Here is a 13,346-nt window from a genome sequence, read left to right as displayed (position 1 = left end):
GGTCGGGGGGCGCGGCTTCGGCCCCGTTGCTTCAAGTGTTGAGCAGGCGGTTGAAGAACGAGCGGTAGCGCTGGAGCGCGACGCGCAGTTCTTCGGTCGGCACCTCGTCGCCGCGGTGCCACTGGCCTTCGAGGTCCTGCTTGTGCGCGGAGAAGGTGGTGGCGAGTGCCTGCATCGCCTCGGCGACCAAGTTGTCGGCCGCGGACACGGCGTTGCGCGGGTCGTCGACGAATTCGCCCTGGATCTTCTGCCACCGGGAGCGGAACTCCTCCTGCTGCCCGCCCAGCAGGGGTTCGTTCTCGGCGGATTCCGAGCCCTCGGTGCGCTCGGACGGCTCGGCTGCCTGGGTGTAGCCCGTTTCCTGGTGCTCTTCCTGCCCACTTTCCTGCTCGCGGTCGCGGCCTTCGAGCGTGAACTCCTGCTCGCCGCTCCGCTGTTCGGTGGTGGCTTCCCCGGGGAACGCCGGTGGCGAATCCGCCCCGGAGGTGTCGTTCTGTTCGTCGGTGTCCTGTCGGGCGCCGGCCAGGTCCTCCGTGGACAGGCCGCCCTCGACCGGTTCGGATGTTGCTCGGCTGTGCATCTCTTCACTTCCCTTTCGGCAGTTCCGGTCGGCGGCCGTCGCCGGTCTCGCCCCGTCGGCTCAACTCGCCGGTCCGGGGCTCACGCACGGCTGCCCTGCGGACGGTCGCCGTTGTGGAGCAGTTCCTCGAACAGGGTGCGGTAGTGCACCATGGCGCCCCGCAGTTCTTCCGTGGTCGCCTGGTGGCGGCTGCTGCGGTCGTTGACCTCGTGAGCGGACCGGAAGTGCGTCAGCACGTTCCCGTGTTCGACGGAGAGGTCCTTGAGCTGCTGCTCGTACCCCTCGGTCGGGTATCCGCGCTCGCTCATGAGCGTGGTGACGAGCCGGTCCGCCTCGTGCACCGTGTCGTCGGGCCGGTCGACGAACTGTTCCTGCACCCGTGCCCAGTCCTTGGCGTAGCGGTCACGGGCACCTGGTGACAGCGGTTTGATGTTCAGCGAGTCGTGGCGCGACTCGCGCTTGCGCAGCTCCCGGTCGGCGGCGAAACGGCCGTCCTTCGCCTCGGCGGTCCGGTCGTACTCCGGGCCGAACCGTTCCTGCAGGTGGCGGCGGCGGATGGCGAACGTCGCCACCAGCGCGGCCACGACCAGAAGGGCGAAGACGATGACGAGGACTGCGATGAGGGTCCCTGTTGACATTTGGGTCCTCCGTTTGTAGCTCCGGACCTCCCTGACCGGCGCGTGCCCTGCGGCCCGGAGCCAAAACGCGGACGAACCGAAGAAGTCGAACGACGTGCCACGGCGGACGTGCCCGATCACGTTGAGTGGCCCACGGCGACCCGGGGAGCGTCCGACGGCGTGCCCGGAGATGCTGACGGACGGTAGCCTTGGCTGCCCGTGGAGTGACCCGGGCGGACCCGAGGGGGCAAGGGTGGCGGAGGACGGGCGGGTTCCGGGGCTGGTCGGGCGGCAACGGGAGACGGAGTTGCTGACCGCGGCGCTGGTCCAGGCCGTGGACGGTGCGAGCGGTTCCACGGTGCTGCTGCGCGGTGAGGCCGGGGTCGGCAGGAGCACACTGCTGGCCTGGGTGGAACGGGCGGCGCGGGAGCGGGGGTTCACCGTCCTGCGGGCGCTCGGTGCGGAGGCGGAGACGGATCTCGCGTTCGGCGCCCTCCACCAGGCCTTCCGCTCGCTGCTCCAGCACACCGACGCCCTGTCCGCGCACCAGCGGGAGGCCCTGGAGAGCGCGCTCGGCGTCCGGGCCGGCACCCCGAGCGGGTTCGCCGTCGGCGCCGCCGCGCTGGCCCTGCTGGAGGAGGCGGTGCGGACCGCCCCGGTGCTGCTGCTCCTGGACGACCTGCACTGGATCGACTCCTCCAGCGCGAGCGTGTTCGCCTTCCTGAACCGCCGCTGCGCCGAGCTGCCGGTGGTGATCGTCGCCGCCACCCGACCGGGCGGACCGGCCGCCCGGACGTGGTCGGCCGAGACCGTCGACGTGCGGGCCCTGCCCCGGGCGGACGCGGCGCTACTGCTGGGCGCCCGCTACCCCGACCTCGCCGCGCCCGCCCGGGACCGGGTCCTCGCGGAGGCGGCCGGGAACCCGCTGGCACTGGTGGAGCTGCCGCGCCAACTGGCGGCCGCCCAGCAGCTGGGGGCCGCCCCGCTGCCCGAACGGCTGCCACTGGGACGGAAGTTGGAGCGGATGTTCGCCGACCGCCTGGGCGCCGTGACGCCCGAGGTCGGCCGCCTGCTGCTGCTGGGCGCCCTGGCCACCGGTACGGAGTCCGCCACCGGGGCGTGGCTGCGCGCCGTCGCGGACGAGAACGCGCGGGAGATCCTGGAACGGATCGAGGCGGACGGGCTGGTCCGGCTCGACCGGGCCGGACAGCTCGTGTTCCGGCACCCCCTGGTCCGTACCGCCGTCGTCTCCACCGCCTCCGACAGTGCCCGCCGGGAAGCGCACCGGGCCCTGTCCGCCGCCCTCGCGCCGGACGATCCCAGGCGGCTGGCCCACGAGGCGTCGGCCGCGCTGTTGCCCGACGAGGCACTCGCGCAGCGGCTGCAGGAGGCGGGGCGCGACCTCGCGCGTCGAGGGGGCGACGCGGAGGGCGCGCTGCTACTCGAACGCGCCGCCGCCCTCAGCCCCGGCTCCTGCGACCAGACCCGCCGGCTCACCTGGGCCGCGGTGATGGCGGCGCGCGGCGGGCAGCTGCGCCACGCCGTGGACCTGGTGGAGGAGTTGAAGTCCAGTACGGTGCCGCAGGACGTCGCCCCGCTGTTCGCGTACGCGGTGGTCTACGCGGACCAGAGCCACCACGTCGACTTCGAGTCCTCCGCCGCCCTGCTGCCCGCGGCCCTCGACGCGCTGACCGCCCCGGGCGCGGACACCTTCGGCGGGCTGGTCGACCAGGTGTACTTCAAGCTGCTGCTGGCCGCCAGCTACACCGACGACCCGTGGGTGTGGCACGCCCTGGAACGGCACCGGGAGAACGTCTCCGAGGTGGGGCGGCTGTGCCTGCGGGCCTGGACCGCCCCCGGCCCGGAGGTCGCCGAAGCGTTGCGGACGGTGGCCGGGGCCATGACCGAGGAGCAGGAGGCCGGTGCGGCCTGGCTCCTGCTGTGGACCGCCTCGGCGCTCGACTGCCCCGAGGGCGACCTGTGGCGGCGCTTCACCGGCTTCCACGGCTACGCCACCCAGGGCTCGGTGGCGAAGGCCAAGTGCCACCAGGACTTCCTGCTCGGGCACTGGGACCGGGCGGCCGCCTGCCTGCGCGAGGCCGAGGTCGCGGACGAACTCGGCTATCACACCAACGCCCTGATGTTCCGCCAGTACTACGCCCACTTCCTGGCCGGCCGAGGGGACGAGGACGGCCTGCGGGAGATCGAGCAGGCCGTCCGTCCGGTCGCCACCCGGGCCCGGATGCGGTACGTGCTGGACCGCCTGACCCACCTGCGCGGCCTGGCGGCGCTCGCCCACGGACGCGACGAGGAGGCGTACGCGCACTTCTGCGAGCTCACCCCGCCCGGGCGGCTGCCCAACGGGTCGCCGTGGCGCCACGCGCTGGTCCTCGACCTGGTGACGGCCGCCGTGCACACCGGCCGGCACGAGGAGGCCCGGGACCACCTCGCGGCCGGAGCCGCGGCGCGCTCGGCGGAGATCTCCGGTCGCCACGCCTTCCTCTTCGCGGCCGCCACCGCCCTGGCAGCCACCGCCCTGGCAGCCACCGCCCCGGCCGCCTCCGACGACGAGGCCGACGCCGCCTACCGCGCCGCGTACGCCGTACCGGGCGCCGAGCGGTGGGCGTTCGACCTCGCCCGGCTGCGGCTCGCCCACGGCTCGTGGCTGCGCCGGCGCCACCGGCCCGGGGCCCGGGAGGCGCTGCGCGCGGCCCACCATGTGTTCCGCCGCCTCGAAGCCACCCCCTGGGCCCGGCAGTGCGAGGCGGAACTCCGGGCGGCCGGCGACTCCGTGGCGCTGCCGCCGGGCGGACCGGTCGCGGAGCCGGCCGGCCTCAGCGGTCACGAGCTGCGCATCGCCCGGCTGGCCGCGACCGGGCTGACCAACAAGGAGATCGGCCGGCAGCTCCAGCTGTCGCCCCGCACCGTCGGGGCCCACCTCTACCGGATCTTCCCGAAGCTCGGCATCACCACCCGGGCCGCGCTCGCCCACGCCCTGGACGGCGGCTGACCTGCCGGAACGGCTCCTCGAACCGCCCTTCCCGGCGCGGCAGTCAGATGACCTAACGGCACGTCGTGCGCGCGGTCCACGCTGGACCGCGCAGGGCTTCGACGGAAGGGCGGTCAGATGGGCGTGCGGGTGACGACGGCGTCGGTCGCGGATGAGGAGAAGGCGGCGTTCTGGAGCGCGATGGTGTCGCGGACGCTGGTGCCGGTGGAGGTGCACCCGCTCACCGGGCGGCCGTTCGACGGACTCCTGGAGTCGCACCGGCTCGGCTACGTACGGATCTCCACCCTGGAGGCGGACGCCGCCCGCCTCTCCCGTACGGCCGACCTGATCGCCCGGGCCCCGCGCACCGAGCCGCAGGTCGGGGTCGGGGTGCAGGTGTCGGGCCGGGCCGTGCTGGAGCAGGACGGGCGCCGGGCGGAGGCGCTGCCGGGCGGGCTCATGCTGTACGACACCGAGCGGCCCTACGCCGTCGACTTCCCGGAGCGCTTCCGCACCCATCTGGTCCACCTGCCGAGCCGGCTGCTCGGTGCGGCGGAGCGCGACCTGCGGCACGCGGCGGGCACCGCCGTCGGCCCCGCGGACGGCTGCGGGCCGGTGCTGGCGCCCTTCCTCGGCGCCTTGGCCGCGTCCGCCCGGTCGCTCCCCGCACCGGTCGGTGACCTGCTGGCCGGACGCGTCGCCGACCTGGTGAGCGCGCTCGTCGCCCACCTGGTGGCCGGCCGGGCCACGGACGAGCTGGACGGCCCCGACGGGCACCTGGTCCGGCGGGTGCGGGAGTACATCGACCACCGGCTGGGCGATCCGGAGCTGACACCCGAGCGGATCGCGCGGGCCCACCACATCTCCGTGCGGTACCTGCACCGGCTCTTCGAGAACGAGGGAGTGACGGTGAGCCGCCTCGTCCAGCAGCGCCGCCTGGAAGCCTGTGCCCGCGAGCTGGGCCGCCGCGGTCGTACGGCCCCGACCGTGTCAGCTGTCGCCCAGCGCTGGGGCTTCGTCAACCCGGCGCACTTCAGCCGGGCCTTCCGCGCCGCGTACGGGGTCCCGCCGCGCGAGTGGCGCTCGCTCCGGAACGACGAGGCCGGCTGACCGGGCCGCCGAGCCGTCTGCCGAACCGTCCGCCGAAGCGCACGATCGGGCCACCGTCCAGGCGGCCGACACCGTGCGCGTCGTCCTGCACAGCCGTTCCTGGTGGGCCCCGATCGGCCGGCCCCCCGAAGAGGAGTACAGATGTCCGTCGTCCTCGACACCACAGGGATACCGTCCGGCGACCGCGCCGAGTACTGGCACGAGGCCGTCTCCCGTACCTTCATCCCGCTCGACGTCGCCCTGCGAGAGGACGCGCCCGCGCCCGCGGCGATCACCAGCCACCGGCTGGGCGCCGTGCAGGTCTCCCTGGTCCAGGCCGGACCGCAGCGGGTCGAGCGCAGCGCGGGCCTGATCGCCCGCGGCGGGGAGGACCACCTCACCCTGGCGCTCCACCACCGCGGCACCGCCCGGCTGGTCCAGGACGGCCGCCAGGTGGAGCTGCGCCCGGGCGCCTTCGCGATCTCGGACGCCGGGAGGCCGTTCGTCAAGGAGCTGCCGGAACCGTTCGTCTTCACGGCGTTCCACTGGCCGCGCTCGGCGGTGGGCGTCACCGAGGAGGACCTGCGGGTGCTGACCGCGACGGCCTTCGACACCCGCGACGACACCGCCCGCCTGGTGGCCGCCTACCTGGAGTGCCTCTCCCGGTCGGCCGGTTCGATGGAGCCACAGGTGGCCCGCTGGCTCGCCGCCACGGCGCTCGACCTGCTCGCGGTGCTCGCCCACGAACGGCGCGGCAGGGCCGCCCCGGAGGCGCCCGAGGCGGCCCTGGCCACCCTGGCCCGGGTGAAGGACCACATCCTGCGCCACCTGGGGGACCGGGATCTCTCACCGGAGCGGATCGCCGGGGCCCATCACGTGTCGGTGCGGTACCTGCACAAGCTCTTCCGCTTCGAGGGGGTGACGGTGGCCCGCTGGATCCAGCGCCAGCGGCTGGACATGTCCCGCCGGGACCTGGGGCGTCCGAACGCGGACCGGGCGACCGTGGCGGCGGTCGCCGGCCGGTGGGGCTTCGTGAGCGCCAGTCACTTCAGCCGGGCCTTCCGGGCCGCCTACGGGGTCTCGCCGCGCGAGTGGCAGGCGTGCGCACTGGCGGGCCTGGCCCAGGGGAGCGTGGTGCGGTCGGCCGGGCAGCCGGTTCCGGCCGCCCGGCCGGCGGGGTACGGCGTCGCGGTGTGATCGCCCCTGCCGCTCACCGGTCGTTGTGCAGCTCCGCGACGTAGCCGCCGGGGAACCGCACCATCGCGGTGTCCCGGCCGCCCGCCCGGACCGGGCCCGACAGCACCGAGGCGCCGGCGGCCTTCGCCCGCTCCAGGGTGGCGCCGAGGTCCGCCACGCCGTAGCCGGTGAGCTCCCGGCCGAACGGGTACGGCAGGTGGCCGTCCGTCACGGCGACCGTCGTGGTGCCGAAGCCGGAGGTGAGGCGGACGAGCCGGTAGGCGGTGCCGGGCAGTCCGATCGCGGCGCCGTCGGCCCGGCGGTCGTCGGAGACGATCCGGCCCTGGGTGAAGGCGAGGAAGCTGTGCAGGAAGGCGCCCACCGCGTCCGGTGACAGGTAGAGCCGGTTCTCCGGCACGCTGGCCAACTCGGGGTAGGACGGCGGCGTGGTGTGCACGTAGAGCTGGGCATTGACGCCGCCGGGGAACTGGACGACGGCGTCCCGGCCGATCGGGTCGGCGAACGGCGCCACGGTGACGGCGGCTCCGTCGGTGCGGGCGGCGCGGACCGCCTGGTCGAGGTCGGTGACCAGCCAGCCGGTGCGCTCGGTGCCGAACGGGTACGGGACGGGCGTGGTGTAGTCGAACACCGACAGCGTGCCGACCGGGGAGACCACCAGCTCGGAGAGCGTCCGGCTGGGCGTGGGCGTCACCTGGGTGGCGTTCGGGCCGATCGTGCTGCCGCCGAAGGTGGCCACCCAACTGGCCGCGAACGCCTGTTCGGTGCCCGGTTCGACGTACACGTGGGTGGAGTCGTACTGCGGGCCGACGGCGAAGGTGTGGCGGCTGGCCGGTGCGGGCTGGGCCGCCGAGGCGGCGGGCAGGGCCGTCAGCACGGCGATCGCCGCGGCGAGCGGGACGAGGCGTCGGGCGAAGCGTCGCATCATGGGGAAGCTCCTGATGTTCTGACGTTGTGACGGTGCGGTGGGTTGCTCAGACTGTCGGCGCGGCCCAGGGGGCGTCGGGGCCGTCGGCGGCCGAGAGCCGGTGGGCGGCCAGCGCCGTGCCGAGGAGCAGCAGGGCGGCCAGGGCGAGGGCCGCGGCGGGCCGCCCGTGCAGGACCAGCGCCGCGCCGGCGAGGCCGCCGAGCAGCATCGCCAGGGCGGAGAGGATCCGACGGCCCGGGCGCGGCGCCGTGCCGCCGGCCGCCGTCGAGTCGGCGGCGAGGCCGGTCAGGGTGAGGGTGAGGACGGTGGTGGTCAGGTCGGGTACGGCGAGCCGCCGGGCGACCGCGTTCTGCAGGCCCATGCCCAGGCCCAGCAGGACGATCAGGACGTAGTCGGCGCCGCCGGCCGCGGCGGTGGCGGCCGCCGCGGCCGTCAGGGCCGTCTGGACGCCGACGGCCAAGGCCAGCAGGCGTCCGCGGTGGGCGGCCGACCGGCTGGCGAGCCGCCCGCCTACGAGTGCGCCGGCCAGGAAGGAGGCCAGCGAGACGAGTGAAGCGGTGGCCGACAGGCCCGGGGCTCCGGCCAGGGCGAAGCCGAGGAAGACCACGTTGCCGGTCATGTTGGCGACGAAGACGTGCCCGAGGCCGAGGTAGCTCACGGCGTCGACCACCCCGGTCGCCACCGTCAGCAGCAGCATCAGCGGGGGGAGGGGCCCGTGCCGGTCGGTGCGCGGCGGGGCGAGGGTGCGCAGGGCGTCAGTCAGCAGGGCGCGCAACGGCGGCCGCCTCCTCGGGTGCGGGCGGGTGGTGCAGGATCACCCGGGTGAGCAGCCCGCTCGCCGGGCCGAGCACGGCGGCCGCGACCGACAGCCAGAGCGGCCAGGCGGTCAGGCCGACGGTGTGGTCCACGGACCACCGGCCCGGGCCGGTGAGGGCGAGGGATCCCGCGACGACGACCAGCACCAGCGGGTACTCGTAGCCGTCGTCCTGCACCCAGAGCCCGTGCGGCAGCTTGACGGTCATCGCCACCGTCATCACGCCCATGGCGACCATGGCCGCCGGCGGGGTGAGCGCGCCCAGGGCCAGGAACAGGCCCGAACCGACCTGCCCGGCGCCCGCGGCGAGAGCGGTGAGCGTCCCGCCGCGGAAGCCGTCGTGCCGGAACTCCTCCGTCCCGCCGGCGAGGCCGTTGCCCCCGAGGCGGTGGCTCACCTTCTGTACCCCGTGCCCGGCGATGAGCAGGCCCACCACCACGCGGAGGATCAGCAGTCCGGTATCCATCGTGTCCTGTCCCTGGTCCCTGTTCTGACGGAGCGTCGGTGGTGGGTGTCAGCCGGCGGCGTGCTCGCCGATGACGGCCTGGGCGTAGACGATCCCGAGGCCGTACGCGCCGCCGTGCTCCTTGACGATCTCCGTGACCACGCCGTACGTCTCCGTCCGGGCCCAGTCGCGCTGGAGCTCCAGCAGCACCTGGACCCAGGTGACCGGCACCGCGCCGGCCTGCGTCATCCGCTGGATCGCGTGCTCGTGGGCCTGCGGGGAGACGCCGCCGGAGGCATCGGTGACGACGTAGACCTCGTAGCCCTGGTCGATCATGGACAGCACCGGCAGGACCAGGCAGACCTCGGTCCACAGGCCGGCGATGACGACCTTGCCGCGCCCGGTGGCCTTGACCGCCTCGACGACCGCCGCGTCCTCCCAGGCGTTCATCGAGGTGCGGTCGAGGACCTCGGCCTTGGGGAACACCGCCGCCAGCGGCGGCAGCAGCGGGCCGGAGAAGGACTCGGCGGCGACGGTGGTCAGGACGGTCGGCACCTCGAAGGCCCGGGCGGCCTTGGCGAGGCCGACGGTGGCGTTGACGATCGCGGTGCGGTCGCCGCTGCCGGTGCCGAAGAACATCTGCGGCTGGTGGTCCACGAACAGCACCACGGCGTTGTCGGGGGTCAGCAGGTCGGGGCTCGGGGTGGGGCTGACCTGGGTGAGGTCGACCATGAGGGGGTTCCCTTCGGTGTGTCTCGGCAGGGCCCCAGCGCGGTGCTCCGCGCGGGGGCGGGGGAGGTGGATCAGGGGCCGGGGGAGGTGGATCAGGGGCCGGGGGAGGTGGATCAGAGGAGGAAGCAGGGGTCGAACGGCTGGTGGTGCTCGTCCACCAGGCCGCGCTCGACCCGCCAGCGGTGGTGCAGTTGTGACTCGGTGACGACCTCGCCGAGCAGCTCCGCCTGGCGGGCGCCCGCGCCGGAGGCGCGACCGGAGGCCTGGTAGCCGCCGAAGTGGGCGACCGGGCTCCAGCCGGGGCTGACCGGCGGGAGCTCCTCGTCCATGCCCTCGTACTCGGCCGCCGCGTGGACGATCCGGCCGCCGACGACCGTCAGCAGGGACTCGATGGACGGGATCTCCGGCTCCGGCACGGTGAAGTAGTCCTCGGACAGGACGGCCAGGTCGCCGTAGCAGCCGGTCCGCAGCACGCCCTTGACGTCCTGCTCGCCGGTGAGGGCGGAGCCCGCCGTGGTGTACATCGCGAGCGCGGTCGCCCGGTCCACCCGGTTCTGCGGCGGCCGGATCGCCGACCCGCCGACCGTGCGCCCGGAGACCAGCCAGTGCAGGGCGACCCAGGGGTTGTACGAGGACACCCGGGTGGCGTCCGTACCGGCGGCCACCGTCAGGCCGCGCTCCAGCATCGCGCGGATCGGCGGGGCCTCGGCGGCGGCGCCGAGGCCGTAGCGGCGGGTGAACACCTCGCCCTGGAAGGACAGCCGGTTCTGCACCGACAGCGAGCCGCCGAGGGCCGCGATCCGGTCCAGGCTGTCCCGGGAGACGGTCTCCGCGTGGTCGAAGAGCCACCGGTTCCCGGCCGGGAAGAGCCCCTCGGCGGCGAGCTTCTCGAACACCGCGAGGTCGCGCCGGATCGTCTCGTCGTAGGTCGCGTGCAGCCGAAAGCCCCAGCCGTGCTCTGTCAGTAGGCGGACGGCCTTCTCGAACTCGCCCTCGTAGGGGCCGAGTTCGGGGCGTGGCTCGGCGAAGTTCTCGAAGTCGGCGGCGGCCCAGGTGAGGTTCTCGCCGGCGCCGTTCAGCCGCAGCCAGGCGTCGCCGTCCCCGGGGCGGACCGTCTCGATCCAGCGGGTGAGGTCGTCGAGCTCCTGGCCGGGGGTCTGCGGGAACAGGTGGTAGGCGATGCGGAGCGTGAGCAGGCCCTCGCGGGCGAGTTCGGTCACCGTGGCGTAGTTCTCGGGGAAGCTCTGGAAGCCGCCGGCGGCGTCGATCGCGGAGGTCAGCCCGAAGCGGTTCAGCTCGCGCAGGAAGTGCCGGGTGGAGGTCGCACGGTCCTCGCCCTCCAGCACCGGGGCCTTGGCCAGCGTGGAGTAGAGGACCAGGGCGCTCGGCGCCGCCAACAGCATGCCGTTCGGCTCGCCGCCGCGGCCCCGGACGATCTGGCCGCCCTTCGGGTCCGGGGTGTCGCGGGTGTAGCCGACGGCGCGCAGGGCGGCGCGGTTGAGGATCGCCGACTGGTAGAGGTGGAGGACGAACACCGGGGTGTCCGGCGCCGCCTCGTTCAGCTCGGCGGGCGTCGGGAGCCGCCGCTCGGCGAACTGCTCGGCCGACCAGCCGCCGACGACCCGCACCCACTGGCCCCTGGGGGTGCGGGCGGCCTGCTCCCGCAGCATCGCCAGCGCCCGGCGCAGCGAGGTCACGCCGTCCCAGCGCAGCTCCAGGACGTAGTTGAGGCCGCCCCGGATCACGTGCAGGTGCGCGTCGTTGAGGCCGGGCACCACCCGCCGGCCGAGCGCGTCGACCACGACGGTGGACGGGCCGATGACCGGGGCGACGTCCGGGTCGTCCCCGACGACGGTGATCACGCCGTCGCGGATGGCGAGGGCGCCGGCCTGGGGGCGGCGGGCGTCGCCGGTGTGGATCCGCGCGTTGCGGACGACGACATCGGCGGCGTTCTCGGCGGCGTCCTCGACGGCGCGGGGGACCAGCCCGCCGACGGGTATTGCAGGCACCTCGACGGCCTCCTGTCAGGGGATCGACCCGTCGCCCGGGTGCGGGCGGCGGGTGGAGGCTTCCGAGCGGGCCGGGGCCACAGCCCCGCCCCGTCGGGCTCCTGACGTGACGTTAGGCGCAGGGGTGGTGCCGGACTTGGCCCACAGCGCACCGGCCCCGGTCCGCGAGCGCACCAGCCGCCCGCAGCGGCGATCGTGCGGGGGCGGTCGATGGCGGAAGACGGAGGGGTCCGTGGTGCCGAAAGGGGAAGGTGCCCGGCTGTCGGACACCTTCCCCTGCTGGTCGCCGAGGTGCTCCTGCCGCCCGACCCGGCCCCGCCGCGCGGTCTACAGCGCGGCCTGCTGGGGTCGGGTGGGAACGACGATGACGGTGGGGGTGTCGGCGGTCAGGGCCGCGGTGAACTCCCGCTCCAGGTCCTCGGTGGTCTCCACGTCGACGGCGTGGCACCCGAAGCCGCGGGCCACCGAGGCGACGTCCAGTCCGGGCAGGTCGAGCCCGGGCACCCCGGGGGTGTCCTCCAGCAGGGCGAACGACTTCAGGATCGAGTACTCGTGGTTGCGCATGACCACGTAGACGATCGGGAGGCGGTGCCGGGCCGCCGTGTAGAGGGCCTGCACGGAGTACTGGAAGGAGCCGTCGCCGATCAGGCCGACCACCGGGCGCCGCGTCCCCCGGTCCCGGTCGGCCAGCGCGACGCCGACCGCGGCCGGGACGGCCCAGCCGATGCCCCCGCTGGCCGTGGCGAAGAACGAGCCCGATCGGGTGGTGGGCAGCCATTCGAGCTGCTGCGCCATGGTCGACGTCGACTCGTTGACGATGACCGCGTCCGGCGGGCGGACCCTGCTCAGGGCGGCGTAGACCTCCGGCGGGGTGAGCGGCCGGTCCGGGGCGGACGGCAGCACGCGGGGCCGCGGCATCGGCTCCGGAGCGGTCCGCGCCGAACCTTCCTCGACCAGGTCGAGGAGCAGCTCGATCGCCCGCCGGGGATCGCCGAGCAGGCTGTCGCCGACCCGCGCGGCCGCGGCCGCCTCCGGGTCGCCGGTGATCTGGAGCAGCCCGGTGCCCGGGGGGAGGTAGTCGCCGGGCACGTACGGGTAGTAGCGGAACACCTCCGCGCCGATCACCACCACCAGGTCGTGCCCGGCCAGCCGGTCGCTGATGGTCTTCACCGACATGCCCAGCGGGCCGGCGAAGAGCGGGTGGTCCTCGGGGAAGGAGACGCGGTCCCCCAGCGGGGCGCCGTAGACGGCGGCGCGCAGCCTCTCCGCCAGGGCGACGGCCGCGTCCCAGCCGCCGCTGCGGTCGACCTCCGGCCCGAAGACGAGTGCGGGCCGGCGGCTGGCGGTGATGCGCTCGGCGAAGGCCCGCAGCCGCCCGGGGTCGGGGGCCACCCGCTCGCTCACCGTCCGCACCCGGGTGAAGCCGGACAGCGGCCGCTTCCAGTCGTCCATCGGGATCGACAGGTAGACCGGGCCGGCGGGCGGCTGGAGCGCCTGCGCGTAGGCGCGCATGAAGGCCTCGGGGACGTCCTCGGCGCAGGCCGGCTCGTAGGACCACTTCACCCAGGGCTTCGGCAGCTGGGTGGCCTCGCGGTTGCCGAGGTACGGCTCGCCGATCACCAGCTCCCGGTGCTGCTGGCCGGCGGTGACGATCAGGGGCGTGTTCCCGTGGTGGGCCGCCACCAGGTTGCCCAGCGCGTTGCCGGTGCCGGCCGAGGAGTGCAGGTTGACCAGCGCGGGGCGGCCGGTGACCTGCGCGAAGGCGTCGGCCATCGCGAGGGCGGACGCCTCCTGGAGCGCCAGGACGTAGCCGAAGTCCGCGGGGAAGTCCTGGAGGAACGGTTCCTCGGTGGAGCCCGGATTCCCGAAGACCGTGGTGAGTCCGAGCGTGCGCAGCAGGTCGTACGTCACGGTGCGGACGGTGGAGTGCTCAGCCATGGGTGCCAACG

At 74.5% G+C, this 13,346-nt stretch carries 11 protein-coding genes; 3 read left to right on the top strand and 8 right to left on the bottom strand.

All coding sequences use genetic code 11. From position 1 onward, the window contains the following. Window positions 1-31: 31 nt before the first annotated feature. Window positions 32-580 carry a hypothetical protein gene (locus tag A6F73_RS33585; protein ID WP_063352137.1) on the bottom strand — a complete coding sequence of 183 codons (549 nt, stop codon included), beginning with the start codon at window positions 578-580 and terminating at the stop codon, window positions 32-34. An 80-nt stretch (window positions 581-660) separates the two neighbouring features. Further along, window positions 661-1,218: a hypothetical protein gene (locus A6F73_RS33580; RefSeq protein ID WP_063352136.1), complete on the bottom strand. Its 558-nt coding sequence runs from the start codon at window positions 1,216-1,218 to the stop codon at window positions 661-663. A 232-nt stretch (window positions 1,219-1,450) separates the two neighbouring features. Between A6F73_RS33580 and A6F73_RS33575 the strand changes: the two genes are divergently transcribed. From A6F73_RS33575 to A6F73_RS33565, 3 genes are all read left to right on the top strand, one after another. Further along, window positions 1,451-4,207 carry a LuxR family transcriptional regulator gene (locus A6F73_RS33575; protein ID WP_244293798.1) on the top strand — a complete coding sequence of 919 codons (2,757 nt, stop codon included), beginning with the start codon at window positions 1,451-1,453 and terminating at the stop codon, window positions 4,205-4,207. Between the two features lie 117 nt (window positions 4,208-4,324). Then, window positions 4,325-5,296, top strand: a complete 972-nt coding sequence (locus A6F73_RS33570) for a helix-turn-helix domain-containing protein (RefSeq protein ID WP_063352135.1) — start codon at window positions 4,325-4,327, stop codon at window positions 5,294-5,296. A gap of 141 nt (window positions 5,297-5,437) precedes the next feature. Next, a complete protein-coding gene (locus A6F73_RS33565) occupies window positions 5,438-6,472 on the top strand; it encodes a helix-turn-helix domain-containing protein (RefSeq protein ID WP_063352134.1) in 1,035 nt (344 codons plus the stop codon). A 13-nt stretch (window positions 6,473-6,485) separates the two neighbouring features. On the opposite strand, the gene A6F73_RS33560 is transcribed toward A6F73_RS33565, so the two are convergent. From A6F73_RS33560 to mdlC, 6 genes are all read right to left on the bottom strand, one after another. Then, complete coding sequence (locus A6F73_RS33560; RefSeq protein WP_063352133.1) at window positions 6,486-7,397, bottom strand: hypothetical protein; 912 nt, start codon at window positions 7,395-7,397, stop codon at window positions 6,486-6,488. 46 nt (window positions 7,398-7,443) lie between these two features. Then, a complete protein-coding gene (locus tag A6F73_RS33555; RefSeq protein ID WP_063352132.1) occupies window positions 7,444-8,172 on the bottom strand; it encodes a YoaK family protein in 729 nt (242 codons plus the stop codon). Continuing rightward, window positions 8,153-8,677 carry a DoxX family protein gene (locus tag A6F73_RS33550; protein WP_063352735.1) on the bottom strand — a complete coding sequence of 175 codons (525 nt, stop codon included), beginning with the start codon at window positions 8,675-8,677 and terminating at the stop codon, window positions 8,153-8,155. Before A6F73_RS33550 ends, A6F73_RS33555 begins: the two co-directional genes overlap by 20 nt. Window positions 8,678-8,725: 48 nt before the next feature. Continuing rightward, the gene (locus A6F73_RS33545; RefSeq protein WP_063352131.1) at window positions 8,726-9,388 is read right to left on the bottom strand and encodes a hydrolase; all 663 of its coding nucleotides are present in this window, start codon (window positions 9,386-9,388) and stop codon (window positions 8,726-8,728) included. 113 nt (window positions 9,389-9,501) lie between these two features. Continuing rightward, window positions 9,502-11,397 carry an amidohydrolase gene (locus A6F73_RS33540; RefSeq protein ID WP_063352130.1) on the bottom strand — a complete coding sequence of 632 codons (1,896 nt, stop codon included), beginning with the start codon at window positions 11,395-11,397 and terminating at the stop codon, window positions 9,502-9,504. A gap of 327 nt (window positions 11,398-11,724) precedes the next feature. Beyond that, the gene (gene mdlC, locus A6F73_RS33535) at window positions 11,725-13,335 is read right to left on the bottom strand and encodes a benzoylformate decarboxylase (protein ID WP_063352129.1); all 1,611 of its coding nucleotides are present in this window, start codon (window positions 13,333-13,335) and stop codon (window positions 11,725-11,727) included. Between the last annotated feature and the right edge of the window lie 11 nt (window positions 13,336-13,346).

The sequence above is a fragment of the Streptomyces sp. MJM8645 genome (assembly GCF_001625365.1).
Lineage (GTDB): Bacteria > Actinomycetota > Actinomycetes > Streptomycetales > Streptomycetaceae > Kitasatospora.
The sequence above is the reverse complement of the archived record's forward strand: the minus strand, read 5'-3'. Positions and strand labels throughout refer to the sequence as shown.

Excerpts from the sequence above, each read along its gene's own strand:
- A6F73_RS33585 (WP_063352137.1), bottom strand. The coding sequence starts at position 580 with ATGCACAGCCGAGCAACATCCGAACCGGTCGAGGGCGGCCTGTCCACG.
- A6F73_RS33580 (WP_063352136.1), bottom strand. The coding sequence starts at position 1,218 with ATGTCAACAGGGACCCTCATCGCAGTCCTCGTCATCGTCTTCGCCCTT.
- A6F73_RS33570 (WP_063352135.1), top strand. The coding sequence starts at position 4,325 with ATGGGCGTGCGGGTGACGACGGCGTCGGTCGCGGATGAGGAGAAGGCG.
- A6F73_RS33565 (WP_063352134.1), top strand. The coding sequence starts at position 5,438 with ATGTCCGTCGTCCTCGACACCACAGGGATACCGTCCGGCGACCGCGCC.
- A6F73_RS33560 (WP_063352133.1), bottom strand. The coding sequence starts at position 7,397 with ATGATGCGACGCTTCGCCCGACGCCTCGTCCCGCTCGCCGCGGCGATC.
- A6F73_RS33550 (WP_063352735.1), bottom strand. The coding sequence starts at position 8,677 with ATGGATACCGGACTGCTGATCCTCCGCGTGGTGGTGGGCCTGCTCATC.
- A6F73_RS33545 (WP_063352131.1), bottom strand. The coding sequence starts at position 9,388 with ATGGTCGACCTCACCCAGGTCAGCCCCACCCCGAGCCCCGACCTGCTG.
- mdlC (WP_063352129.1), bottom strand. The coding sequence starts at position 13,335 with ATGGCTGAGCACTCCACCGTCCGCACCGTGACGTACGACCTGCTGCGC.